General features: G+C 60.9%; 27 protein-coding genes, 1 tRNA gene and 1 pseudogene. 20 read left to right on the top strand and 9 right to left on the bottom strand.

All coding sequences use genetic code 11. The annotated features are described in order from the left end of the window. The first annotated feature begins 14 nt into the window (after positions 1-14). From IVB26_RS35915 to IVB26_RS35885, 7 genes are read left to right on the top strand one after another with little or no spacing between them, the layout of a single operon-like run. Positions 15-1130, top strand: a complete 1116-nt coding sequence (locus IVB26_RS35915; protein ID WP_247969590.1) for a replication initiator protein A — start codon at positions 15-17, stop codon at positions 1128-1130. Continuing rightward, positions 1127-1765: a ParA family partition ATPase gene (gene parA / locus IVB26_RS35910; RefSeq protein ID WP_247969589.1), complete on the top strand. Its 639-nt coding sequence runs from the start codon at positions 1127-1129 to the stop codon at positions 1763-1765. Before IVB26_RS35915 ends, parA begins: the two co-directional genes overlap by 4 nt. Beyond that, positions 1762-2016, top strand: coding sequence for a hypothetical protein (locus tag IVB26_RS35905; protein ID WP_247969588.1), 255 nt, complete (start codon positions 1762-1764; stop codon positions 2014-2016). The genes parA and IVB26_RS35905 overlap by 4 nt, the downstream gene beginning before the upstream one ends. Further along, entirely contained in the window at positions 2013-2531 is a 519-nt protein-coding gene (locus IVB26_RS35900; RefSeq protein WP_247969587.1) for a DUF2840 domain-containing protein, read from the top strand. The genes IVB26_RS35905 and IVB26_RS35900 overlap by 4 nt, the downstream gene beginning before the upstream one ends. Then, entirely contained in the window at positions 2528-3073 is a 546-nt protein-coding gene (locus IVB26_RS35895) for a S26 family signal peptidase (RefSeq protein ID WP_247969586.1), read from the top strand. The genes IVB26_RS35900 and IVB26_RS35895 overlap by 4 nt, the downstream gene beginning before the upstream one ends. A gap of 34 nt (positions 3074-3107) precedes the next feature. Continuing rightward, positions 3108-3443: a DUF736 domain-containing protein gene (locus IVB26_RS35890; protein WP_247969616.1), complete on the top strand. Its 336-nt coding sequence runs from the start codon at positions 3108-3110 to the stop codon at positions 3441-3443. 4 nt (positions 3444-3447) lie between these two features. Further along, on the top strand, positions 3448-3792 hold the full coding sequence (locus tag IVB26_RS35885; protein ID WP_247969615.1) for a hypothetical protein: 345 nt from the start codon (positions 3448-3450) through the stop codon (positions 3790-3792). Between the two features lie 235 nt (positions 3793-4027). Here IVB26_RS35885 and IVB26_RS35880 read toward each other — a convergent pair whose 3' ends face one another. Beyond that, a complete protein-coding gene (locus IVB26_RS35880; RefSeq protein ID WP_247969614.1) occupies positions 4028-4279 on the bottom strand; it encodes a transposase domain-containing protein in 252 nt (83 codons plus the stop codon). A gap of 45 nt (positions 4280-4324) precedes the next feature. On the opposite strand from IVB26_RS35880, the gene IVB26_RS35875 reads away from it, so the two are divergent. Continuing rightward, the gene (locus tag IVB26_RS35875; protein WP_247969613.1) at positions 4325-4489 is read left to right on the top strand and encodes a hypothetical protein; all 165 of its coding nucleotides are present in this window, start codon (positions 4325-4327) and stop codon (positions 4487-4489) included. Between the two features lie 201 nt (positions 4490-4690). Here the strand turns inward: IVB26_RS35875 and IVB26_RS35870 are convergent, their stop codons facing one another. Continuing rightward, complete coding sequence (locus tag IVB26_RS35870) at positions 4691-5380, bottom strand: IclR family transcriptional regulator (RefSeq protein WP_247969612.1); 690 nt, start codon at positions 5378-5380, stop codon at positions 4691-4693. 249 nt (positions 5381-5629) lie between these two features. Here IVB26_RS35870 and IVB26_RS35865 point away from each other — a divergent pair, with 249 nt between their 5' ends. Then, positions 5630-7306 (top strand): outer membrane beta-barrel protein, encoded by a 1677-nt coding sequence (locus tag IVB26_RS35865; protein WP_247969611.1) that lies wholly within the window; start codon positions 5630-5632, stop codon positions 7304-7306. 36 nt (positions 7307-7342) lie between these two features. On the opposite strand, the pseudogene IVB26_RS35860 reads toward IVB26_RS35865, so the two are convergent. After that, positions 7343-8113 (bottom strand): annotated as a pseudogene (locus tag IVB26_RS35860) (ISL3 family transposase); the annotation flags it as partial. A gap of 138 nt (positions 8114-8251) precedes the next feature. Here IVB26_RS35860 and IVB26_RS35855 point away from each other — a divergent pair. The 4 genes from IVB26_RS35855 to IVB26_RS35840 all read left to right on the top strand — a co-directional run bounded on the left by IVB26_RS35855 (position 8252) and on the right by IVB26_RS35840 (position 14609). Then, on the top strand, positions 8252-9283 hold the full coding sequence (locus IVB26_RS35855; protein WP_247969610.1) for an IS110 family RNA-guided transposase: 1032 nt from the start codon (positions 8252-8254) through the stop codon (positions 9281-9283). A gap of 380 nt (positions 9284-9663) precedes the next feature. Then, on the top strand, positions 9664-11220 hold the full coding sequence (locus tag IVB26_RS35850; protein WP_247969609.1) for an ISL3 family transposase: 1557 nt from the start codon (positions 9664-9666) through the stop codon (positions 11218-11220). Between the two features lie 609 nt (positions 11221-11829). Then, positions 11830-13221: a M16 family metallopeptidase gene (locus IVB26_RS35845; protein WP_247969608.1), complete on the top strand. Its 1392-nt coding sequence runs from the start codon at positions 11830-11832 to the stop codon at positions 13219-13221. Continuing rightward, on the top strand, positions 13218-14609 hold the full coding sequence (locus tag IVB26_RS35840; RefSeq protein ID WP_458309300.1) for a M16 family metallopeptidase: 1392 nt from the start codon (positions 13218-13220) through the stop codon (positions 14607-14609). Before IVB26_RS35845 ends, IVB26_RS35840 begins: the two co-directional genes overlap by 4 nt. Positions 14610-15689: 1080 nt before the next feature. Here IVB26_RS35840 and IVB26_RS35830 read toward each other — a convergent pair. Then, positions 15690-16001, bottom strand: coding sequence for a transposase (locus IVB26_RS35830; RefSeq protein WP_247969607.1), 312 nt, complete (start codon positions 15999-16001; stop codon positions 15690-15692). Positions 16002-16226: 225 nt separating this feature from the next. On the opposite strand from IVB26_RS35830, the gene IVB26_RS35825 reads away from it, so the two are divergent. The 4 genes from IVB26_RS35825 (at position 16227) to IVB26_RS35810 (ending at position 17959) form a co-directional block, all read left to right on the top strand. Beyond that, a tRNA-Ile gene (locus IVB26_RS35825) sits at positions 16227-16302 on the top strand. Positions 16303-16770: 468 nt separating this feature from the next. Further along, positions 16771-17169: a transposase gene (locus IVB26_RS35820; RefSeq protein ID WP_247969606.1), complete on the top strand. Its 399-nt coding sequence runs from the start codon at positions 16771-16773 to the stop codon at positions 17167-17169. Continuing rightward, a complete protein-coding gene (tnpB, locus tag IVB26_RS35815; RefSeq protein WP_247969605.1) occupies positions 17166-17522 on the top strand; it encodes an IS66 family insertion sequence element accessory protein TnpB in 357 nt (118 codons plus the stop codon). Before IVB26_RS35820 ends, tnpB begins: the two co-directional genes overlap by 4 nt. A 134-nt stretch (positions 17523-17656) precedes the next feature. Continuing rightward, positions 17657-17959, top strand: coding sequence for a transposase (locus IVB26_RS35810; RefSeq protein ID WP_247969604.1), 303 nt, complete (start codon positions 17657-17659; stop codon positions 17957-17959). A 214-nt stretch (positions 17960-18173) separates the two neighbouring features. Here the strand turns inward: IVB26_RS35810 and IVB26_RS35805 are convergent, their stop codons facing one another. Beyond that, positions 18174-18455 carry a hypothetical protein gene (locus tag IVB26_RS35805; protein ID WP_247969603.1) on the bottom strand — a complete coding sequence of 94 codons (282 nt, stop codon included), beginning with the start codon at positions 18453-18455 and terminating at the stop codon, positions 18174-18176. Between the two features lie 157 nt (positions 18456-18612). Between IVB26_RS35805 and IVB26_RS35800 the strand changes: the two genes are divergently transcribed. After that, positions 18613-19452, top strand: coding sequence for an MFS transporter (locus IVB26_RS35800; RefSeq protein WP_247969602.1), 840 nt, complete (start codon positions 18613-18615; stop codon positions 19450-19452). 164 nt (positions 19453-19616) lie between these two features. On the opposite strand, the gene IVB26_RS35795 is transcribed toward IVB26_RS35800, so the two are convergent. The 3 genes from IVB26_RS35795 to IVB26_RS35785 form a co-directional block, all read right to left on the bottom strand. Continuing rightward, positions 19617-19964 (bottom strand): efflux RND transporter periplasmic adaptor subunit, encoded by a 348-nt coding sequence (locus tag IVB26_RS35795; RefSeq protein WP_247969601.1) that lies wholly within the window; start codon positions 19962-19964, stop codon positions 19617-19619. Positions 19965-20077: 113 nt separating this feature from the next. After that, on the bottom strand, positions 20078-20674 hold the full coding sequence (locus tag IVB26_RS35790; protein ID WP_247969600.1) for a hypothetical protein: 597 nt from the start codon (positions 20672-20674) through the stop codon (positions 20078-20080). A gap of 461 nt (positions 20675-21135) precedes the next feature. After that, positions 21136-21345, bottom strand: a complete 210-nt coding sequence (locus IVB26_RS35785) for a hypothetical protein (protein WP_247969599.1) — start codon at positions 21343-21345, stop codon at positions 21136-21138. A gap of 318 nt (positions 21346-21663) precedes the next feature. Here IVB26_RS35785 and IVB26_RS35780 point away from each other — a divergent pair, with 318 nt between their 5' ends. Both IVB26_RS35780 and IVB26_RS35775 read left to right on the top strand, forming a co-directional pair. Continuing rightward, entirely contained in the window at positions 21664-21828 is a 165-nt protein-coding gene (locus tag IVB26_RS35780; protein ID WP_247969598.1) for a hypothetical protein, read from the top strand. Between the two features lie 150 nt (positions 21829-21978). Next, positions 21979-22419: a hypothetical protein gene (locus tag IVB26_RS35775; RefSeq protein ID WP_247969597.1), complete on the top strand. Its 441-nt coding sequence runs from the start codon at positions 21979-21981 to the stop codon at positions 22417-22419. Positions 22420-23279: 860 nt separating this feature from the next. On the opposite strand, the gene istB is transcribed toward IVB26_RS35775, so the two are convergent. Then, complete coding sequence (istB, locus tag IVB26_RS35770) at positions 23280-24023, bottom strand: IS21-like element helper ATPase IstB (protein WP_007605871.1); 744 nt, start codon at positions 24021-24023, stop codon at positions 23280-23282.

Raw genomic sequence — 24023 nt, 5'->3', positions numbered from 1 at the left:
GGCAACGCTCGCCCATGTCGTCGCGTCGCATCCTTGTGCCGAGCGAGCGAAGCAAGCTCGACCCATTCGTTGTCGCCACGGGCGACGCCAGCCCGCGCGATCAGCGCGACCTGATGGAGCGGCCATTCTTCTCGCTTGCCAAGGCCAAGCGCACAAAGCCCATTCTCTACCAAGCCGGCGACGTCCGCGTCGAAGTCTATGCAGTTCCCGAGCACGGTATGGCGACAATTTGGGACGCCGACGTGCTGATCTGGGCCGCCAGCCAAATCGTCGAGGCTGAGAACCTCGGCCTGAGGACCTCGCGTTTCCTGCGCTTCACGCCCTACCAGCTTCTGATCGCGGTCGGGCGGCAGACCGGGGCGCGCGACTACAAGCTTTTGAAAGGGGCACTGGCCCGCCTTCAAGCGACCGTCATCCGTACCACCATCCGGCAGGGCGAACATTGGCGGCGCCACCAATTCTCGTGGATCAACGAGTGGGAGGAGTGCGCCAAGGCCGACGGTCGCGTCGAAGGCATTGAGTTTGTCCTTCCCGACTGGTTCTATCGCGGCGTTATCGATCGCTCCCTCGTTCTCACCATCGACCCGGCCTACTTCAGCCTGAGCGGCGGGATCGAGCGCTGGCTGTACCGCGTCGCGCGCAAGCATGCCGGCCGCCAGCCGAGAGGATGGCTGTTCGAGGTCGCACATCTTCACGAGAAATCCGGCAGCCTCGCCAAGCTCGCTGACTTCGCCTTCGATCTCCGCCGGATCGCTGCACGTCAACCCCTGCCAGGTTACTCTCTGAGCATCGAGCGCATCGAACGGCGCGAGCTACTGCGCATCTTGCCAGGCAAGCCATCCACAGCACCTGTGGATGGCGCTGTGAATCAGCTCGGGACTTCGGGCGTTCGCACGATCGGGACTTCGGGCGTGCCGGTATCGGGATTTCGGGAGTGCAAACCACAGCTAACGCTTTGGCAAGACGCGACGATCCCGGGTCCTAACTTAGAGTCTAACTTAGAATCTAACTGTTGTAGTGGGTTGGTGCGTGTTGCGGATAACGCCGCCACGAGCGCTGAGCCGCCAACCAAGCACCCAAGCGAACAATCTCTGCCTCTTCCCGACCATAAGACGGGAGGTAAGCGATGATTGTCGCGCTGCTCAACCAGAAGGGTGGCGTCGGCAAGACCACGCTCGCCTTGCACCTCGCCGGCGAATGGGCGCTGCGCGGAAAACGCGTGACGTTGATCGACGCGGACCCACAGGGCTCGGCACTCGACTGGTCACAGCAACGGGCGCGGGAGAACGTTCCACGGCTGTTCGGCGTCGTTGGTCTCGCCCGCGACACGCTCCATCGTGAGGCGCCGGAGATCGCGCGCGCCGCCGATCATGTCGTCGTTGACGGACCGCCGCGTGTCGCAGGCTTAGTGCGCTCGGCGCTGCTAGCGGCCGACCTAGTGCTGATCCCCGTGCAACCCTCGCCGTTCGACGGCTGGGCATCGGCCGAGATGCTGGATCTTCTGCGGGAGGCCCGCATCTACCGTCCGCAACTCGCCGCTCGCTTTGTGCTCAACCGCTGCGGCGCGCGCACGATCATCGCCCGCGAGACAGCCGAGACGCTCGCCGATCATGATCCGCCGGTGCTCACGAGCACCATCGGCCAGCGCGTCGTCTTCGCCGATGCCGCGCAGTCCGGCCGGCTCGTCTTCGAGCTTGCCGACGAGAGCGCCGCTGCGCGCGAGATCGCCGCGCTCGCCTCTGAAGTTGCGAGGTTCGCGTCATGAGCGAGCGCTCCACCAAGCGCGGCTTCGCCTCGCGTCCCGGCGATGCCGAAAGCTGGATCAAGGCCAGCGACGCGCCGCCGCGCCGCGTGGATGACGGGACCGCATTCACTGCGCGTCTGACCATCGACGTCACCCCGGCGCTGCGCGGCCGCATCAAGGTCGCTGCGTTCCAGAGCGGCGTGACCGTCGCCGACATGCTGCGCGAGCTGCTGGCACGCGAATTCCCCACCGACACCGGAGAGCCGTCATGAACGACAATGAGGCCCTGCCGCCGCGCGCCGTGCCGTCCTCGCATCGGCGCAGCGTCGCGCTCACGCATGTCGAACTGACCTGGATCGAGAAGAGGATCGAGCACTGGCTGCGCTTCGGCCGTCGCATTGAAGAGAAGATCCTCGACCGCCGCCGCAGCGTTTCAAGCTTTGCACCCGGCAGCATCTTTGGCTTCGTTCGCTGGGCCTCGAACGACTATGGCACCGTGGTGTCGCGTATGGACATTGTGCGCGCCGTGGAGGCCGGCCAGCGTTATCAGACGCTGCCCTTCGTGCGCCCCGGCGGCGAGATCCTGCTGCGCGTCGATAACTGGCCGAAGGTCGAGCGCGTGTTGCAGGCGGTCGATGCCATTGAGGCGCTCGCCATCGATCCTGCTGACGCTGCCCCCGAATACTGGCGGCATCTCCACAACCGCCTCGCTGCCGGCCACGTGCCGCGCGCCTACACGCGCGAGCAGCATGTGGCCTGGCTCAAGCGCCGGAGTGTCACACCATGACCCGCTTTGGCTACGTCGTTCTGACATACATCGCGTCGCTCGCCGCCGGGGGGCTGGTGTTCGTTCAGCCTGCTCCGCGGCTGATCTGGAATGCCACCGCGAGCACGCCGACGGGACTCTATGCGCTACATCCCATCGGTGAGCTGCACGCGCTGGAACTGGTCGTGGTGCGGCTCCCAGAGCCGATTGCCAATTTCCTCGCCGATGGTGGCTTCCTGCCAAAGGGCGTGCCCCTGCTGAAGCATGTGATGGCGCTGCCAGGACAGACCGTGTGCCGGTCCGGCGATGCGATCACCGTCGATAATATCGATGTCGGCGCCGCGCACGATCGCGACCATCTCGGCCGTCTGTTACCGCGGTGGAGCGGATGCACGACCCTTCAGCCGGGTCAGGTCTTCCTCATGAACCCCACCGTTCCGGACAGCCTGGACGGACGCTACTTCGGCTCACTGCCTGCAAGCTCGATCGTCGCGCGCGCGGTCCCGCTTTGGACGGATGAAGCCGGCGACGGCCGTTTCGTTTGGGGCGCCGCCACTCATTGACCCGCCTCCCAACCAGCCACCAAGGAGATTTCCCATGGCGCAAATCGGTCAGTTCACCCGCGACAAGTCCGGCTTCACCGGGCGCATTGAAACGCTATTCTTCGAGCGAATTCTCACCCTCGTTCCGGCCGAATCCTCGGATGCCGAGAACGCGCCGGACTACCGCGTTCGCCTCGGCGACGGCGACGGCCCAGAGATTGGCGCGGGCTGGAAGCGTACCGGTGAGAAGGCCGGCGAGTACGTTTCGCTTGTCATCGACGATCCCACGCTGCCGCGACCGATCCGCGCCAATCTCTTCCGGTCGGGCGACGACAAATCGGCCTGGACTCTGAACTGGAATCGTCAGGCCCAGCGCGCGGAGAGGGACTGATCGCATGCAGGATCCCGTCGCGCATGCCGGCTACAAGGCGCATCAAAGCTCGATCGCTTTGTTCGTATTGTCTCGTCACCTTATCCAGTTGAGGCGTCAGTCGGCCGTCGCACACGGCGAAAGTCGAGGGCGGCCGCAGGCTGGCGCGCCGTACACTCGCTTGTCGGGCGCGAGCACGATGGCTTGCTCACGTTATGGCGGAGACCTGGCGGGTTTTGCCATTCTCCTGCTTGCTGGCGTGCTGGTGATTAGTGAGCCGAACGGCTTCTCCACCATATCACTGTCGATACACTCCAGATGGCGTTCTATGCGCTTCGGCGCAAAGCCGCCCCCGGCGTGGATGGCATGACGTGGCAGGACTACGAGGCCGACCTTGAGCCCCGGCTCAGGGAACTGCACGAACGGGTCCACCGGGGAGCGTACCGGCCGCAACCGTCGAGGTTGCAGATGATGCTGGCGTATCGGTGATTGGTAAGCGACGTTCGCGTCCCATTTGCAAAGGTTTGGCGTGGGGGATTGCAGTCTGTTGATCAACGTGTTTGCAAATCGTTGGCGGCGGGTATGGAGGCGGCAACGACGGAGAATCACGAGGTGCGGCCGAACGACCAGGGCAGGAGTTTGTCGATCCGGGACTGCGGGTGACCGGTTGCGATCGCTTTGAGCGTCGCTTTCATCCAGGCGTATGGCTCCACGCTGTTGATCTTGCAGGTGGCGATGAGCGAGGCAACAATGGCATTTACCTTCTGGATGTCGGCGTTGCCGTTTGACTTCAGGCGAAGCCGAGCTTTCGGCGGAAGTCCCCATGTCACCTTAAACGTGGTGACTTCGTAACCCATTTGTTCGAGCACAGGCAGAGCATCGCCCACTTGTTGAGTGAATGCATGAACTCCGTCATCATTTTACCCGTCGTATCCGAGAAGTCTGGAAGCGAAAGGTCAGGCGTCGAAGGCAGGGAGACGGATGGCAGCGACGGCATGGCAGGCATCATGTCTCGCGCAGATTTTGTGATGCTATCGATCCGACTTGGCGCGACCTCTTCGGCCTGAGCTGCCGCGGTCACGAGCCCCACGGCAATTATCGAGAATGCCTTCATACAATTTCCCCCTGTTGCCCGATGGATTAGGCATCGGTCATGTGTCGTTGCAATAGGCATCATGCACGCGGTAAAGGTGTTAGGCGTCAACTTGAGGATTGCTCCAGCGCTAAGCCGGACCATCGAGTGAGCCGGGCATAACCGTAACAAGAGCTCAGCGCACGCTTGCAGGCAGCAGGCCGATCAGCGCTTTAGCCTCGGACTTCAGAACTACAATCGCAGCCTTCCGAGCATCTGCATCAAAGCGCCTCCGAATGGCGGACACCGAGAGAGCGCCGCGCAATTGGCCATGAACGTCGATCACAGGCACAGCTGCAGCCGCGACCTCAGGATCCCGCTCGCCGATCGAGACGTAGAAGCCACGATCTCTGACCTTCTTTCCATCGGTTGATGCAGAATCGCGGTAGGCGGTAAGAACACGGCCGGCAGCGCCGCGGTCAATCGGCAATCGGTGACCCTCTTCGAGGTGATGCCGGACCGAACGCGGAGAATTGACGCGATAAAGGCAGATGCGCTCGTCGCCCTCCGCGATGTAGAACGATGCGGTCTCTCCGGTAGCCTCGACCAGACGATGGAGCGAGGGTCTGATCAGGTCACCAAGGTCGAGCCCGCGCTGATAGAGCGCCCCAAGGCGCCATAGCTCCGGTCCGGGTCGAAATAGCCGGTCCGTACCCCGCACCAGGAAGCCATCCGCCTCCAGAGATGCGGCAAGGCGAAGGACTGTGCTCTTGTAGAGGTCAGTCGCATCCGCAATCTCCGTCAGCGTCATCGCGGCGCGCTCCGGGTCGAACGCCTTAAGGATTGCCAGTGCCCGCGCGACCGCATCAACCCCTGTTCTTACCATCTATACCTCTGGTTCTGTTGTGCAGAACCAATAGTCAGAATGACGCCAGGAGTCCATCCAGTTAGCACAATCGCCATTCTGCACATCAAAGTAAGCTTGACTGTTCGTGAGACGCCAGCTACTCAAGTTCCATCAGCAAGAATAAGTTCTATGTAGCGAAACAATGGAGGCCCCGGCCTTGCTGTGGATTGCGCGACGCGGGGATAACGGCGCTCGGTTGTGGACCGAGGGAATGCAGGGAACTCTTGGATGCGATCTGGAATTCTTCTTTCGGGAGCCACAACAATTGCGTTTGCAAGCGTTGCAGCCACTGCGGCGAATTATGAGCCAGCGGTGCAACCGGCGGTGTGGAGCTGGTCCGGAGGCTATATTGGCGGGCACGTCGGCGGTGGGTACGGCCGAACCTCCTTCACCAATCCCTACGGTCCGTCAATCTATGGCGCCGTCGTCGATACCCCAGTGTTCCTCGCAGGAGGTCAGGTCGGCTACAATTGGCAGAAGAACGGCTGGGTGTTTGGCGTCGAACTAGATGCCAGCGGCGCTGTATCCGATGGCACAAATACTTGCCTGGCCGCCTCCGGCTTTGTTGTGAGCGCAAACTGCACGGCTGGTCCAAACCTCTTCGCCACCGGGACCGGCCGCGTCGGTTACGCGTTCGGCGCTGTCGGCCATACGCTGGCCTATCTCAAGGGAGGCGTGGCTTGGCAACACAATCAGGGCAACGTCCTCAATAACCGCGAATTCAACGAGCTACGGCAGAAAACTCATTTCGACTATGGTCAGGTCGGTGGCGTCATCGGGCTGGGCATCGAACAAGCGCTTACGCCTGCATGGTCGGTCAATGTAGAGTATGACTATCTGCATTTCGGTGGGCCAAGCGTCGGAACGCCTCCGACGGTGCAGTTTCCGCCGTTCGCAATTGTTCCGGCGAACACAACGAGCCTGTCCAGCAGCTATCACATCGGAAAGATCGGGTTGAACTACCATTTTGGCGCCGACCCATGGGGGGCGCAATGGGCCGATGCGCCGCTGTATGCGAAAGCACCTGCCGGCGCGCCGCCGATTGCTTACACGGCCGGTTGGTCGTTCGAAGGCGGATCGCGGCTCTGGCTCAGCCGGGGACGATTCCAATGGGACCACAGCGGCATCGCTGCTGGAGATCGAGATCCTAACAGTCTTATATCAAGGCTCACCTACCACGGCCTCGACGGACTTTCCGGCGAATTATTTGGCCGTCTTGACAGCCCGTGGGGAGTGTTCCTGAAGAGCAACGTCGGCATCGGGCGCTTCGATAAAGGAAAGATGAACGATGAAGATTGGAGTCTCCCTCGCGGGGTCTCTTATAGCAACACGATATCGGGCCAGGCAAACGGAAGGTTCACCTATTATACGGTCGACGCGGGTTACGATTTTTTGCGCGGCGCCAACTACAAGGTCGGCGGATTTCTCGGCTGGACCTATTACGCCCAGAACTCCGACACGAACGGAGTCATGCAGATTGCCCACCCCATCAGTTCATATTCGGGGTCCGCTGAAATCGTTGGCAGCCAGGATACGCAGTGGAATGCACCTCGCGTCGGCCTGAGCGCCGAAACCATGCTTACCGAGCGTTGGCGTTTAAGCACAGATGTCGCTTACCTGCCTTGGACCGATTTCGCTGGTCGCGACCACCATCTCTCGCGCGGGCTCTTTGCTGATCAACGCGGGAACGGAGGCGGGGGTGTACAGGCCGAAGGCGTGTTGTCCTACTTCATCACCAAAAATCTCAGCATTGGCGTCGGCGGGCGCTATTGGGCAATGTGGACCCAAAAGGAAAGCGAATCGATATGCGCATACTGTTCTGAGGCACCCACTCCGCCTCAGCTTGCGAAGTTCAGCATGCAGCGCTGGGGTACGTTCTTTCAGGCCTCTTACAAGGTCGATTGAAAAGGCCCCACCGTAATCAAGCTCCAGACTGCAGCCTTCCTGGTTTCTGTTCATGGAGCGGCGCACCGCATCAAGGAAGGCCGCGCTCGCATTTTCCATCAGATGCCAGCGGTCGGCGACTTGGATGGCGTTCGGCAGCGCCTTGGCTGCTGCCTCGCCGTATCCACCACCGCGATCTCGCGACACAATGTTGATCGCTGGGTGCTTCGATAGCCACGCCCGAACGGTCGCAGTTTCCCTGTCGGGCAGCAGGGTAACGATCCGCCGGCGCTCCAAATCGCACACGATCGTCCCGTATCGATGGTTTCTCCGGAACGCCCAGTCATCGATGCCCACAACAAGCAATGGATCTGTCGGCATCGCCGTCCGCCGGCGGACCACCCGCAGCAAGGTATCGTTGCTGACGGGCAGCATGAGCCGCTTGGCGAAGCTTGCCGCCGGCCGGCCGCCCAGCGCCAACCCCAAGTGATGGACGATGTATTCCAGCCGTGCCGTCCGGCGCCGTCGAAGCGGGACGATGTCTTCTCCAAACCGCTCCGCGAAGATCCGCCGGCGGCAATGCGGCACCTCACATGTGAAGCGCCGCGTGAGCAATCGGAGGCGCACCCTTCTGCCCGCTGATGGCAAATCGGCCACGTGCCGGATGTAACGGCTATGGATTCGGCGCGATGCTGTCGTGCACAAAGGGCACCGGGCCTCCGTAGCCTCTGACCGAACAGCCAGAATAACCGAATCCTCTGAATCACTTACGCCATCAAACACCAAACCACTCGGTACGAGCGATGAAATTCGAAAGCCTGTCCGCATGGCGCCGATTCTCCGTTGAAGAACCACAGTCGCCGGCGAACTTCATCAGAAATGATGGTGTGGAACGGCCCTTCGAACCGGCATCAAAAGTGCCTAACGTGGTCGCGTAGAGAGGCGCCACAAAGGAAGGACCGTTCCATGGAGAAGATTATCACGGTGGGTTTGGATTTGGCCAAGTCGATCTTTCAAGTTCACGGCATCGCCGAAAACGGGAAAGTCTTGGTTCGTCGCACATTGCGGCGATCGCAGGTTCTGCCCTTCTTTCGGAGCCTTCCAGCTTGCTTGGTAGGTATGGAGGCCTGTGCGAGTGCCCATCACTGGGCGCGCGAGATAGCGGCGCTGGGCCACGCTGTCCGCATGATGCCGCCAGCCTACGTGAAGCCTTACGTCAAACGAAACAAGACCGACGTGACGGATGCTGAAGCCATTTGTGAGGCGGTCACCCGCCCGACAATGCGGTTCGTACCGGTGAAGACTGCCGAACAACAAGCGGCCAGCATGATTTTGCGAACGCGAGAGCTGCTGATGAGGCAGCGCAGCCAGACTGCAAATGCCCTACGTGCTCATATGGCCGAATTGGGCATTATCGCCGGCACAGGCATGGCAAGCATCGCAAAACTCCTGGTGCTTCTCCGGGACGAAAAAGACAATAGGATCCCCGGCGCCGCCCGCTTTGCCCTGATCCTATTCGCTGAACAGATTGAGCTGCTTACAACCCGCATAGAGAAGCTCGACAGAGAGATTTTGGTTGCCGTCAGACAGGACCCCGATGCCAGGCGTCTGATGAGCATTCCGGGTGTCGGTCCTCTCATCGCCGCTACCGTTCGGACATCGGTTTTGGACGCTCGCAATTTTGCGACTGCACGAGATTTTGCGGCTTGGACGGGGCTCACACCGAGGGCACAGTCGAGCGGCGGAAAAGAAAGGCTCGGCGCGATATCAAAGCGTGGAAATCGGCAACTACGGACGCTCTTGATCGTTGGTGCGACCTCTATCATCAAGCTTGCTAAACGAGGCTTGAAAGTCCCACTCTGGATTCGGACCATGCTGCAAAGACGGCCGGTCAAGGTCGTATCGGTCGCGCTCGCCAATAAGATTGCGCGCACGATCTGGGCCTTGCTGGTCAGAGGCGGCATCTATCAGGCGCCGGCCGCAATGCTGAAATCCTAATCTTAAGAGCTCTCCGGCGGAAGAAGAAAGCTGCCGAGGAGGCAAGGTGCAAAATCTGGATGAACCCGAATGACGACATTCTCGGTAGCAATCAGACCGCCTGACTCACTGCGCTTCGAGCGCGAGAAATTGATTGGGCGATTGCTTCCGCGGATATCATCGTGGCCAGCGGCCAGGCGCCGCGTTCACAAGCCGAACATATGACCGCACCGTCATCCCTTGTTCAACCAGAGAAAGAGTGCAGCCCGGGCCGTTCCACATATGAGTCAGAGCCCCGATTGGATGCCGATCACCCCGAAAACGGGGTCCTTATTCGGGTCTGACTCATTTCCGATGAAGTTTGCCGGGCGACTGTGGTTCTCAAACGGAGAATCAGCGCCATGCGGACGGGCTTTCAAATCTCATCGCTAGTACCGAGTGGTTTGGTGTTTGATGGTGTAAGTGACTCAATGGATTCGGTTATTCTGGCTGTTCGGTCAGAGGCTGCGGAGGCCCAATGCCCTTTGTGCGCGACAGCGTCGCGCCGAATCCATAGCCGATACATCCGGCACGTGGCTGATTTGCCGTCAGCGGGCAGAAGGGTGCGCCTCCGATTGCTCACGCGGCGCTTCACATGTGAGGTGCCGCATTGCCGCCGGCGGATCTTCGCGGAGCGGTTTGGAGAAGACATCGTCCCGCTTCGACGGCGCCGGACGGCACGGTTGGAATACATCGTCCATCACTTGGGGTTGGCGCTCGGCGGCCGGCCGGCGGCAAGCTTCGCCAAGCGGCTCATGCTGCCCGTCAGCAACGATACCTTGCTGCGGGTGGTCCGCCGGCGGACGGCGATGCCGACAGATCCATTGCTTGTTGTGGGCATCGATGACTGGGCGTTCCGGAGAAATCATCGATACGGGACGATCGTGTGCGATTTGGAGCGCCGGCGGATCGTTACCCTGCTGCCCGACCGGGAAACGGCGACCGTTCGGGCGTGGCTATCGAAGCACCCAGCGATCAACATTGTGTCGCGAGATCGCGGTGGTGGATACGGCGAGGCAGCAGCCAAGGCGCTGCCGAACGCCATCCAAGTCGCCGACCGCTGGCATCTGATGGAAAATGCGAGCGCGGCCTTCCTTGATGCGGTGCGCCGCTCCATGAACAGAATCCGAACCGCAATTGGAGCGACGACGATCAACCCGGAATTGCTGACCTGTGCGGAAAAGCTGCGCTATCAGGGCTATTTGCGGCGGCAGGACAGCCATGCCGTAATTACGGCTCTCGTCAGCGACGGTGTGTCGCTCAAGGAGATCGTCCGCCGCACAGGACATAGTCGCAATCTGGTTCGCCAAATTAGCCGCGGCGGCGGTACGGAAATGTTCCGCACCCGTCAAAGCACCCTGGACGGGCATCTGCCGTTCCTGGACGCGCAGTGGTCAGGCGGCTGTCGCAACGGTGCCGAGCTCTGGCGCCGCTTGAAGGGACAAGGCTTCAAGGGATCGCTGCGCGTCGTGGCGGAATGGGCGACGCGACGGCGACGTGCCGAGACCATCAGCCATCAACAATTGCAGAAGGTCCCCGCCGCCAGGACGATAGCGCAGCTGATGACGACGAAGCGCGACCACCTAACCAAAGCCGAGACCGTCACGCTTGCGGTCATCGAACAAAACGTTCCTATGCTGGCCGATGCCCAAGCTCTCGTTGGCCGCTTCCACGCGATGATCCGAAAGAAGGCCGAGATGGAGCTCGAACCTTGGATTGATGACTCCAAGCGGAGCCTCATTGCCTCGTTAGCGAATGGCATTGCCAACGATAAGGGCGCGGTGCACGCGGCTATCACGCAACCATGGTCCAATGGCCAAGTGGAAGCTCAGATCACCAAGCTCAAGCTGGTCAAACGGCAAATGTACGGGCGCGCTAAGCTCGATCTCCTTCAGGCTAGGCTGATTGACGCGCCATAAAAACAATCACGATCATCGAATATGCGTCAGAGCCCTTATTCCATGCCGAAACACATCCGGCTTCGGTGTAAGCTGTTCATAGCAAGGAAAAACGGCGGTCAGCTTAAAACCAGCTCTGCGCAATCATGTGCTCCGCATAATGCCGCATGTCGTGTGGCTGGTCACGACTATGCTCGCACGCCTGATCAATCACTTCGATGAGCAGAACACTTTTGTCGACGCGGCACGCAACACGTCAATGTCGATTCAGAGTGTGCGATATCCGACGATGTTGGACATGCGACATCGCTGTTCTGGATGTCTCCCATTGTATTTAAACGAAGTTTCTTTGGCACGACTAATGCTCTGGGTTATGCGCAAGCGCGTCGGACCGACAGCAGTGGCGCGTAAAAAGCCGTTCCATTGGATTCATCGGAGAGATAGCAGCCGAAAATAGATGTCGATCACAACCTCGCTCCTCATGCCAACGAACTACTATGGAGATCTAAAAGGACCATGCCGAACCAGCAGCTGACGAACCTTCTCGATGACAACGCCGGGGCCAAATGCCCGCCGCCCTATCGTACGTTCTACCCTGACGTCTGGGGCCGAGCCTCTACAAGGATTGCGATGTTCTCATATCGATGGGCGGCTCGCCTTCTTGCCGTACTGCTCACGACTTGCGCGCTCTCCACTGGCGGCCTGTTCGCCACAACCACGCTCAAATCGGCTCCGCCCACCAGCTTCACGCTCAGTAACGGGCTACAGGTGGTCGTGATCCCAGACCATCGCACGCCGGTGGTGACGGAGATGATCTGGTACAAGGTTGGCTCGGCCGACGAGACGCCGGGCAAGTCCGGACTCGCGCACTTCCTCGAACATCTCATGTTCAAGGGCACCGACAAGCATCCACTCGACGAATTCGATCAAACCGTGGTTCGCGTCGGGGGCAATGCGAACGCCTCGACCTCGGTCGACTACACCAACTACTACCAGCGCGTGCCGAAAGAGCAGCTGCCGACCATGATGGAGTTCGAGGCCGATCGCATGACCGGCCTGATCCTCAAGGACGAGAATGTGCTGCCCGAGCGCGACGTCGTGCTCGAAGAATACAACATGCGCGTCGCCAACAATCCGGACGCGCGGCTGAACGAGCAGATCATGGCCGCGCTCTATCTCAATCATCCCTACGGCCGGCCGGTGATCGGCTGGCACCAGGAGATCGAGAAGCTCAATCGCGAGGACGCGCTCGCCTTCTACCGCCGCTTCTACGCGCCGAACAACGCGACCGTCGTGATCGCCGGCGACGTCGAGGCCGCCGACATGCGCCCGCTGGTCGAGCGCAATTTCGGGTCCATCCCGGCCCAGCCCGCAATCCCGGCACAGCGCATCCGTCCGCAGGAGCCGGATCCTGCCGCGCCGCGAACTGTTACGCTGTCCGACCCGCGCGTCGAGCAGCCCGGCCTGCGGCGCTATTACCTGGTGCCGTCGGCAACCACGGCCGCGGCCGGCGAAAGCGCGGCCCTCGACGTGCTGGCTCAGTTGATGGGCAGCGGCAGCAATTCCTACCTCTACCGCGCACTCGTCGTCGACAAGCCGCTCGCAGTCTCCGCCAGCGCCAGCTATTCGAGCGTCTCGCTCGACCCGACCCAGTTCGCGGTCGCGGCCTCGCCGAAACCCGGTGTCAGCTTCGCGGACATCGAGCAGGTGGTCGACGGCGTCATTGCCGACATCGCGCAGAATCCGATCCGCGCCGAGGATCTCGAGCGGGTCAAGACCCAGCTCATCGCCGAGGCGATCTACGCCCAGGACAACCAGGCGGTGCTGGCGCGCTGGTATGGCGGCGCGCTGACCACGGGCCTGTCGGTCGAGGACATCCGGAGCTGGCCCGACCGTATTCGGGCCGTCACCGCCGAGCAGGTCCGCACCGTCGCGCAGAAATGGCTCGAGAAGAAACGCTCGGTGACGGGCTATCTGATCAAGGACACCGCGACCACTAAGCTCCAGGAGAAGCGTTCGTGACCTATCCCTTCCTTCGTGCAAGACAGTTCCTGCGCACAAGATACCTCGCGCTGTCCGCCGTCACCGGCGCGGCACTCGCGCTCGCTACCGTTTCGCCGTCGCAGGCGGCTGCAAAGATCCAGCATTTGACCTCGCCGGGCGGCATCGAGGCCTGGTTCGTGCAGGATGCGACCGTGCCGCTGATCGCCATGGAATATTCCTTCGCCGGCGGCTCGGCACAGGATCCCAAGGACAAGTCGGGCGTCGCCAATCTGGTCGGCGACCTCCTCGACGAAGGCTCCGGCGATCTCGATTCCAAGACCTTCCATGAGCGGCTCGACCGCCGCGCCATCGAGCTCTCCTTCAGCGCCACCCGCGACACCTTCCGCGGCAGCCTGCGCATGCTGCGCGACAACAAGGACGAGGCCTTCGACCTGCTGCGGAGCGCGCTGACCTCGCCGCATTTCGAAACGGCCGATGTCGAGCGCATTCGCTCACAGGTGATCTCGGGCCTGCGCCGCGAGACCACCAACCCGACCTCGCTGGCGAGCCGCAAATTCCTGGAGGTCGCCTTTGGCGAACATCCTTACGGCCGGCAGTCCAACGGCAACCTCGAGAGCGTTCCGACCATCACGGTCGCCGACATGAAGGATTATGTCGGCCGCGTGCTCGCCAAGGACACGCTGAAGATCGCGGTGGTCGGCGATGTCGATCCAGCCACACTCGGCAAGCTGCTCGACCACACCTTTGGTAGCCTGCCCGCCAAGGCCAACCTCGTGCCGGTCCCCGACGTCGAGGCCGCCAGGCCGCCGCAACGCGCCTTCGTGACGCTCGACGTGCCCCAGACCGTGATCACCTTCGGCGGTCCCGGGGTGAAGCGCAGCGATCCGAACTTCATGGCGGCCTATGTCGTCAACCACATCCTCGGCGGCGGTGGATTGTCCTCCCGGCTCTACCATGAAATCCGCGAGAAGCGCGGGCTGGCTTATTCCGTGTTCGAATCGCTGCTCTGGATGGAACATTCGGCGGTCTTCATCGGCAACACCGGCACCCGCGCCGACCGCGCAGGCGACACCATCGACGTCATCGACAAGGAGGTCCGCCGCATCGCCGAGGAGGGCCCGACGCAGAAGGAGCTCGACGAGGCCAAGTCCTACCTCAAGGGCTCGCAGATGCTGGCGCTCGATACCTCCTCGAAGCTCGCGCAGGCGCTGCTGCGAGACCAGCAGGACAAGCTCCCGATCGATTATATCGAGAAGCGCAATGCCATCGTCGATGCGGTGACACTGGACGACGCCCGAAAGGTTGCGAGGCGGCTATGGGCTCAGGGGCTTCTGACCGTTGTCGTCGGGCGCGCCCCGCAAGCCGCAGCGCAGCCCGCTACCCCGACGGTACCGAAGTCGAATTGATTATACGTCCTTCATCATGGCCGGGCTCGTCCCGGCCATCGATCTCTTTGATGATGCTGCACCGCGACGACGAGCAGTCGGTACCTAAGCGCGATCGTTCCCCATGGCGTGGTGTAGCTGATGACCCGCCCCGCGGGGTTAATCCAATCGCCACCACTCCAACTCTGTTTGCCGCAAGCCTAGCTTCCAAGACGCCCGAAAGAAATCGAGATTTGAAATCCTACGGTGGCTTAGTCGGAACCGTCGGAACTGCTGATGAACCAGGGTTGACGCCAGCCCTAAAGGCAAAAAGACACAGGCCTTTCAGAAAGTATGCACACCGGCAGCAAGGAGCACGACGATCAATAGCACACATATACAAGAGCAAGACCCCACGTATTTCGCGATAGTTCTTCATCGCTTGCTCGATTGGCGTTTCAGCCAATTTCTTCTCCCTCCCGAACGGAGAGAACTCTAAAGACCTTTGCAGCCAGCTACGCCGGGAAGAGGTCCGACCTGCGAAAAACGCGCGATTGATGCGCCATTGCAGGCAAAATGAAAGAAATATACCAGAGCAGCAAAAAAATAGATCAAGGACGAGATGAGAGCACTCGGTGCCTTGTTTGCCTCACTCAGGATATTCAAAATGAAATGCGCCGCTTAGCTAGACGGCCAGGTCGCTTAGCTGCAGACCTTCCTGGACTTCCACCTCGATCTGGGTGGCGTAGTTCGGAGCCGGGTGGCTCGCGTCATCCAGCTGAAGGGAGGTAATCGCGCTCAGTGTCCCCGGCAGTGTTCTGCCAAGCCGTTTCCAGTTCGAGATTACCGGCGAAGATGAAAGTGCGGTCCTTTGTCGGAGGGTTCTCGATCCCGAGCAGCTTGGCTTTGGCAGTGAGCGCGAGGGTGATGTGAAGCGACTGCCGGTCGATGTGAAGGTGCCGATGGTCGCCGGGCGCCGCCTGTCGCGGCGGTAGGAACGAGGCGGCCTCGAACCGACGATCTTTCGCTCAGGCATGCCCGATTGAGTACGACGTAGTGTGAGAAGAAACTAGTCTGCCGGCTTGGTCGCCACCATCACCCGGACCGCACCTGACGGACCGATCACCGGCTCGCCTTCAGCGCCTGGACAATCGACGCAATCATCGCCGTATCCGCTCCACGACCGGCTCGGATCGTGATGCCGTCGACTTCAATCTCGATGATCCCGCTATCTGCCTTGCGCACCGCTTTGCGCTCCCGGTGAGCACTTGGCGCCGGTACCACTGCCTCCACCACCGCCGGCACGAACTGTACTTCGTCAGCTTCGGAATGACCGCCTGCCGCTTCTCGCAACTGACGTCGCCAGCCAAACACCTGCCGCAGCGACAATCCATGCCGTCGAGCTACGGAACACAGCGAGTCGCCACTCGCCACGATCTCCGCGACGAAACGCGAAACGCAGATTGTATCTGTGATAGATTCGACCGTCGGGATGGTGGGCGACCTCCAAGCGATAGCCGGCAAGTCGATGCCTGAAATTCCCAGTTTGGCGCCTCCCTTGCTTTGCTAGAAGCTGGTAATGAGCCCGAACGCAAGGTGAGCTAGTTTTCACTAGACGATCGCCTCCCTTCCCTGCCGCGTCAGCATAACGATTGGGACGGGCCTGTAGCTCAAGGGTTAGAGCCGGCCGCTCATAACGGTCTGGTTGCAGGTTCGAGTCCTGCCGGGCCCACCAATGATTTCAACAACTTCTCACGGAAGATCACTCGGCGCTTTTTTCTTTCCGTCAGAAATGCCAACAGAAACTATCGCGTTTTGTTCGTGTTTTGGGTTCAGGGATGTTCTCATCTCGATCGGTGGTGTCCCAGTTTTCCAGCCACGCTATGGCAGGATGCCAGCTCCGAAAAGAGAGGCATTCATATGACCCAGTCTTATACGAGGTCGGCGAGTTTTAACGAAAACAACGGTTCGAAATCTAGCGGCATGGGGTTTTCAATTACACGGTCGCATCCAATTACGGACGAGGAGTGGCACAAGGCTCTCCGCGATGCGGGGTTTGGTGAGCGAAACATACAGGAGTAGACGAAAAACGACCCCGATCAATCGTAAGCGGAGCTTTTCTCCCATTTGATTAATTGGTTTCCCTTCGGCTTTCGCTCTGCGATTCTTGGCTGGTCAGAGAGCCAAGAGGAGACTGAAGACGATGGAGCAATCGGGTGAGCAAGCCGAGGCTGATGGCTTTGTAGGGAAGCTTACGCGCCGGACGCGTTCTGGAGGCCGGTTGTGGTCTGCGGAGATCAAGGGGCGGGCTGTTTTCGAGAGCATGAAGCCCGACGCCCGCGTATGTGATGTCGCACGGCGTTATGGTGTGAAGGCCCAGCAGTTGACGACGTGGCGCAGATTGGCGCGTGCTGGCCGGCTCGCATTGGTCACGGACGACGCGGCGGATTTCGTGTCGATCGAGCTGAACGATCCAGCGGCGTCAGGCAAGAGCGAGGGGCCCATCGAGATTACGATTGGCAAGGTTTCGGTCCGCCTGGATGCGGACGTGTCGGCGGTGCGGATCGCGGAGATCGTGACTGCAATCGAGCGCGGCGCATGATCATTCCGACGCAGGGACTGCGGATCGTGCTTGCTGTGCGTCCTGTTGATTTCCGGTGTGGGCACGACGCGCTGGCCGGCTTGGTGCAAAACACGCTTGGGCTTGATCCGCATTCGGGCCTGATCGTGGTTTTTCGTTCGAAGCGCGCGGACCGGCTGAAGATTTTGCTATGGGACGGCACCGGCCTCGTTTTGGTCTACAAGCGACTTGGCCGCGATGGTCGTTTCGAGTGGCCGCAGATCAGCGACGGCGTCGTGCATCTGACGCGCGTGCAGTTCGAAGCGCTGTTTGAAGGGCTGAACTGGAAGCGAGTGGGCGAACGGATTGTCGCGACGCCAGCTGCGGCAAACTGACTCAGACCCGACAACCTGTTTCGCGCGGGGATTTGGGATGATAGCTTGCGGATGTGTCGCCGACCCCGATTGACCCCGTCCATCTTGCAACGCTGCCCGCCGATTTGCGAGCGCTCTTCCGCGCGCAGTAAGCGATGATTGAAGCCGAGCGTCGTCGCGCTGACGATGAATGCTCGGCGCGCCTTCATGTCGAGAGCGAACTGGCTGCGTCCAAAGAGACCGTCGAACGCCTCGAACTGCTCGTGAAGGAGTACGAGCGCGCACGTTTCGGCAAACGCTCGGAGAAGTTCAATCCCGCTCAGATGCAACTGGTTCTCGAAGACGTCGAGATGCCATCGCCGAGGTCCAGGAGCGCCAGGACGATCGTGCGCGCCGCGCGGCGATGTTGGCGCACTGTGGACGGCCTCCCTGACGGGATATGGCTTGGACGAAAGTGAGTCCTTTGTCTTTTTTGTGTGCCGGATGGTGGCTGAACACCAGCTGCGCATACTGCGGTTCTTGTTTGACTATTGCGAGCTCGACGCCACACTGTGGGCTGATGTTCTGACTCAGGCCAAGATGACCGTGAGCAAGGCAGCCCACCGCCAGCTTCGCGCATTGGTCTCCTGATGCGAGGATCTATTGGTGATTGCCCGCAGCACTCGCGGATACTCAGGCGCAAACTGTGACCGCACTAGCGGGCAGGTTTTCCAAGATCGTTTTGCAGTGAGCCAAGCGAGAGAGATGCACGGGTTCCATTCGCAAGCAATGCAGCGACGTTGCTTCATCGGCTTTTCTTCCATCTCCTTCTTCATCGTGGGCGCCGGGATTGTCATGCCGGCTTGGGTTGCATTCGCTGTGGGCGGATCGAACCTGGTGGGCCTGGTGCTGCTGGCCTCCAGCCTTGCCGGTTTCGCCCTGGCGCCGCTTAGCGGACATCTCGTCGATCGTCATAGTCGCCTCAGGGTCACCGCATCGGGACAACTCGTCAGAGCTGTTGGCTTGCTGATGCTGGCTCCGGTACAAGTTTTGAACGATGCGCTCTCGCGTCCTATCCTTCCTTCTATCAGCAGTTCTCGGAGCTTTCGGCTACGCGCTTCTAGCAGGCGCGATGAGCGGCATCCTGCAGTCGCTGATTCCCGAGACCGAGCGCATGCGCTTTAACCTGCGATTGTCGTTCTTCAATCAGGCGGGGATGGCTTTGGGCACAGGTGCGGCCGGCTACGGCATCGCTCACGTCGGCAGCGCGACGACCGCCGCCCTGTTTGCCTTCGTCGCGATCTCCGTTCTGCCCCTGTTGAGGAATCTGACCGCGTATCCTACGCGCACACACGCAGCGAAGCGCCTCAACCTGTTTTCGGCTTCTCGTGAAGCGATCAACTATCTTCTGAACGAGCCACAAAGCCTATCCGCGTCGGTAGCAGTGGGCCTGGTATTTGCGGTAATTCAGATCACAAATCTGTTGTTACCTGGATTCGTAATTCATTCGCTCGGCGGAGGTAGTCGCCTGTTCGGTACACTCGAGATGACGGCTGCGATTGCGGGCATGGCCGCTCTTGCCGCTGCGGGGATCCCAGCGCTGGCCAGAAGAATGGCTCGCATGACGACGCCCCTTGTCGCCGGCGCGGCGGGCTCGTTGCTCGTCTTGTCCTTTGCGACCGACCCGCTTGTCGCAATTGTGCTCTATACGGTGGCTGGGATGCTGTGGAACCTGTCGCGGGCGGCGGCGAACGGACATCTCTTGACCGTCGTCGATTCGGCGCTAATCGGACGCGTCCAGGCCTTTACCAGTGTTTTAACCGGAGCGGTTGGTGCGCTGATCTTCCTCCTTCCCACTTTGCTTCCGAATACGACCGAAGCTCAGCTCTACATGGCATGCGGCGTGATGATCCTAGTCGCAACCGCGCTCCTCGGTCTATGGAATGGCCGCGGCAGACCCGCTCGCACCTGACAGGTCGGCATCGACGATCTGCAATGCCGCTAGGCTGTGGCGATAAAGGGAGACATCGCCGGGCGATAGCGGGGCAGTATCTTCCGGCATACCAAAACCGCCTAAATGGTGGCGATGACGAATTAGGTCGCGAATTGTGGGTCTGAATCTGAGGACTTTCTTGGTTAGGTTGGATTTCCCAGCGCTGTCGGGGCTTTTGGAAAATATCCCAGCCGCCGCTCCAGGGCAGCCAAAGCCAGACGTGCGGAATCCACTCTCGCAGTCGCCTCACTCAGCGCTGCACACCCTTTGTCCGACCGCGAAGCTGCTGCCAAACCAATCTTAAACAGGCGATCCTTTTGAGACGGCGCTGCTCCGTTGTCCATGGCGCGCCCCAAATCAAGCAGCGTGTTCGCCAGCTCACGACGCGCGTCGGCTTCCTCTTGTTCCAGGGTTTCCGCCAGCGCGAGAGCCTCGCGATAGTGTCGTATCGCTACGACAGTTCTTTTGTCCAGATCGACGTTGCCTCTCACCCGCTCTTCTCCTTACGAATTCCAGAGCAAATTTTGCAAGCCTGAATGAGCAAAAATGAGGCGGCTCGTAGGTGGTGGGAGCGGGGCCAAGATAGAGTCATTCCCCTCGAAAACTAGGCGGGCTGGCGCCAGAACCGAGTGCTGTAATTATTCAGCCCGCCGGTATGCGAATCGACCGTCGCCTGAAATGTCCGCGGAATCTTGTCTCCGTCGCCACCTTCTCTGAAATAATCCCTAACAGAATAGAGCGCTCCTCTCGTCAGATGCTCCCATGTTTGAGACCACTCGGTCTGCCGATCCTGCTCCTGCCTGGCGGCGCTAGGCTTTCGCTTGGGAGCGGGGATCGTATAGTCGGGCCGTAGATCTACGTCATGGACGAACGTTATGCTGCCGGACGTCCACTCGTCATCGACGGTCCGGCGCCACCGATAGCTCACTCTGACGCTCAGGCGTTTATCGAAGCGGTAAGGCGGCACGATCTGGTCATCGACGTAGAAGAGCTGCCCTTCCTTCTGTTCCTCTTCCATTCGTCGCTTCATGGCCTCGACGGCGAAGGACAGATCACTGCCCGCGCGTCGGAGGGTGTTTTCTGTTTCCGCACGCTTTCGTGGCGCCTTGGCCTGGCGCTGCTTCGTCAACGCCTGCTCGAAATAGTGAAGTTTTCTCGCAATGTAGGTCCACAGCTCGCGAGAGGAGGCGGTGAAGCTCACCCGATCGTTCCTCGCGGATTGCTTGCTCGACAAGCCTGCCCAGCTCGTTGGTATCGATCGCCGCGAGGGCATTTTGTTGATCGCGAGGGATATTGATCTCTCCCATGCCGGCTTCCTCGTTTTTCCTGTTGAGGCTCGAATGATCGTGACAACCTCCGGGCTGCGGACGAAGGCGGGAAGTCAGCACCGGAAGAATCGCAGTTCCTCGATAAATAATATCAGGACAAGGCTCATAAATCGTAGGCTCTCTCTTTTGCCGCGGCGATCGCCGATGATGCTCAGAGGGGAGACGTCCGGTTACCGCTTCCCTTCTATCGAACGTCAGTATCTGTGCTTTGCATCGCTGGCCGCGCATTCTGCTGCGCTGGAACCACGAGGCTGCCGTGTTTCCGCTATACGGCTTCAGGCGCTAAGGCGGTCAGGCAGTCGACGGACTGCCCCGTATTGGTGATCGGCTCCATTCAGTCGGGCTCGCCGGTCACGGCGATCCTTGCCGCGCACGCATAAAAGGCCAGCTCGGTGTCGTTCTCGATCATATCATCGAGCAACGTCTTCATGTCGCTTTGATCGGAAGCCGACTGAAGCGGCCCAGCGTGACACTCGATCGCCAGCACCGCGATCGCGAGCGCTTTCTTCACCAGATGCAGGTCGCGTCCTGTGAACTCCACCATCCCGGCCCCCTCAACCGCACTTCGACTCACAATCCATTCTAGCCGATCAGCCACCGCACCGTGACGGCGACGATATTCCAGCCGAGAGCCACGCAGCCTCGACAACCAGCGTCGTGTTTGGCGGACACCACCCCGCTGCTTTGGCGCTTATCCTTGATCCGGCCGCAGGCCTGACGCCATCAACCCGCAAGGGGTCGGCTTACGCTGAAGCGTGCCGCCGCTTCGTCTTCGCCTGCGCGGTGATTGCGGCCCACGCCCGGACACATCGGGCGCCTGTCGCGCGGGGATGGTCCCCGCCTCAGAACAGGAGCCGGACCGATGTCTCAAGCCCTTGCCTTCGCCAACGCCTGGAACCTCGCCACCACCCTCATGGTCTGCGTCGTCATCTTCCGTACCGGCATGGGCGGATACGGCGTCATGCCGGCCGCCGAATACGAGGGCGATCCGGCCGCCGTCATCCACGAATTCGATCCCTTCCAATGACGAAGGGCGCTGCAGATCGTTGGCCGGCGAGCGGAGGTCCTTTCGGATTTCCGCTCCCGGCCGCCGCCGTTTGTGGCTATGCTGTCAGCTGCGCCGTGGTGGTGGTGGAAGGCGCGACCGTCAGACCTTTATCTCACGGAGACCACCGCCATGATTTTCTTTGGACCACTGCTCATCGTCGTTAGCATCGGCTTTTTCTGCTGGCTGCTGTTCACGCTCGCTGTCTTCGCACTGCCCCTCTTCGTTGGCCTGACGATCGGCATCTGGGCCTTCCACACCAGCGCCGGAGTGCTCGGCGGCACCGCAGCAGGGCTCGTGGCGAGCGGTGCAACCATTTGCATTGGCGAACTCGCGCTCGCCTACGTGCCATGGACTTGGCTTAGACTCTTGATCATCCTCCTCTATGTCGCGCCCGCCACCTTTGCCGGTTACAGCGCGACGCACGGAATCGCCCAGATGGCGATGCCTTCGCCCACCTGGCAAACGATCTTCGCGATTGTTGGCGCCGCCGCCGTCACCATCACGGCGTTCATCCGCTTTACAGCTATGGCCGCACCCGGACCAGTCGGACGGGATTTCGCGCAGGGCTAACACCCTAGCGGCGGCTGGGGCGGGACCAGATCAGGCGCCCAGAGCGCTCGCGGTGCTCATCTTCGATATTCGATAGAGAGCGGCCCGTGCGTCGACACTCGAATCGTCGCGGGGGGCCGAGCTAACAGCGGTTGTTGAGACGCGGTGGTCTAGGCGGTGACGTCTCACAAACACGGCCGGCAACTCGAGTCGATGGGCGTGTTACTCAAGTGCGGTCGCGGAAATTTAGATCCGTCCGTCGCCAGGCAGCACGGGAGCCAATCTCCGTCGAATTCGCTTGCCGGACTTTGCGGGACGCGAGGATCGCCACGTTCTCCCTGATGTCAGCTCTGTTCGGATCGAGCGCACCAAACGGCCTCTTCGATGGATGGATCTGGCCGAAGGCCGGCTGAAGCCTCGACCGCCTATGGCGCAACAGCGGCGTCACAACTTTCTTCCCCTGCCGGCTGCGCCGTCATTCCTCGCGAACCAAGAAAGCTCCTCCTTTGCTGTCGAGCCCCTCCGGGGTGCGCCGTCGATCGCCTCCGGCCTGTCCATCACCATCGAGGCCGCAAGGTGCGGGCTCGGAAAACAGAGATCAAGGAGAACTACCATGGCGACTGCGGATTCCGACGAAGTCGCCCAGGCGTACCGATATGAAGTCGCCCGTGGATTCCGAGACGATGTCGCCCACCTTTCCGATTTGATCTCGCCCAGCGGCGAGGCGTTCTGGCCGGCTGGTTCTCTGGCATCGGTCAAGCCGCGTGGTCAATCTGGAATCGCGACTTCGACCTGTTTTTCTTCTTCTGCAGTTGCTGTGGGCATGTGGGCAACGCGATTGCGTTGTCCAAGCGCAGCGGCATGTCCACAGCGCCACGGGCTCAGGTCTTTCGGGCGGATTGCCGGGTTCGGCGCAGGCTCTCACCGGTGAGGTCGAGCCGATGGGCATTGTGGACGAGGCGATCGAGCACGGCGTCGGCATAGGTGGGATCTCCAATGAGCAGATGCCACTGGTCCACGGGGAGCTGGCTGGTGACGATGGTGGAGCGATGACCGTAGCGATCTTCGAGGATTTCCAGGAGGTCGTGACGGGCACCGGCGTCGAGCGGCTCGAGTCCCCAATCATCGAGGATCAGCAGATCGACACGGCCAAGGCCGCGCAACAGGCGTGGATGGCGGCCGTCGCCGCGGGCGAGCGCCAGATCGTCGAACAGTCGCGGGACGCGCTGATAGAGCACGGAGCGATTGTCGCGACAGGCCTTGTGGCCGAGCGCCGAGGCGAGCCAACTCTTGCCAACGCCGGCCGGGCCGCAGATCAGGAGATTGACGTGGTCGTCGATCCAGCGGCCCTCGACAAGCTTAGCGAACAGCGGGCGGTCGAGACCGCGCGGGGTGCGGTAGTCGATGTCCTCGACGCACGCCTGCTGGCGCAGCTTGGCGTAGCGCAGGCGAGTGGCGAGCCGTTTGTCGTGCCGCAGCGAGGCTTCACGTTCGAGCAGCAGCGCAAGCCATTCGGTGTGACCGAGGCTTGCGGCCTCACCGGTGGCTTCGATGTCGGCGAAGGCCTTGGCCATGCCGTGGAGGCCGAGGGCGTTGAGGCGGTCGAGGGTCGGATGGGTGAGCAA

The sequence above is a fragment of the Bradyrhizobium sp. 195 genome, from assembly GCF_023101665.1.
Classification (GTDB): domain Bacteria; phylum Pseudomonadota; class Alphaproteobacteria; order Rhizobiales; family Xanthobacteraceae; genus Bradyrhizobium.
This window is presented reverse-complemented; position numbering and strand designations above follow the sequence as displayed.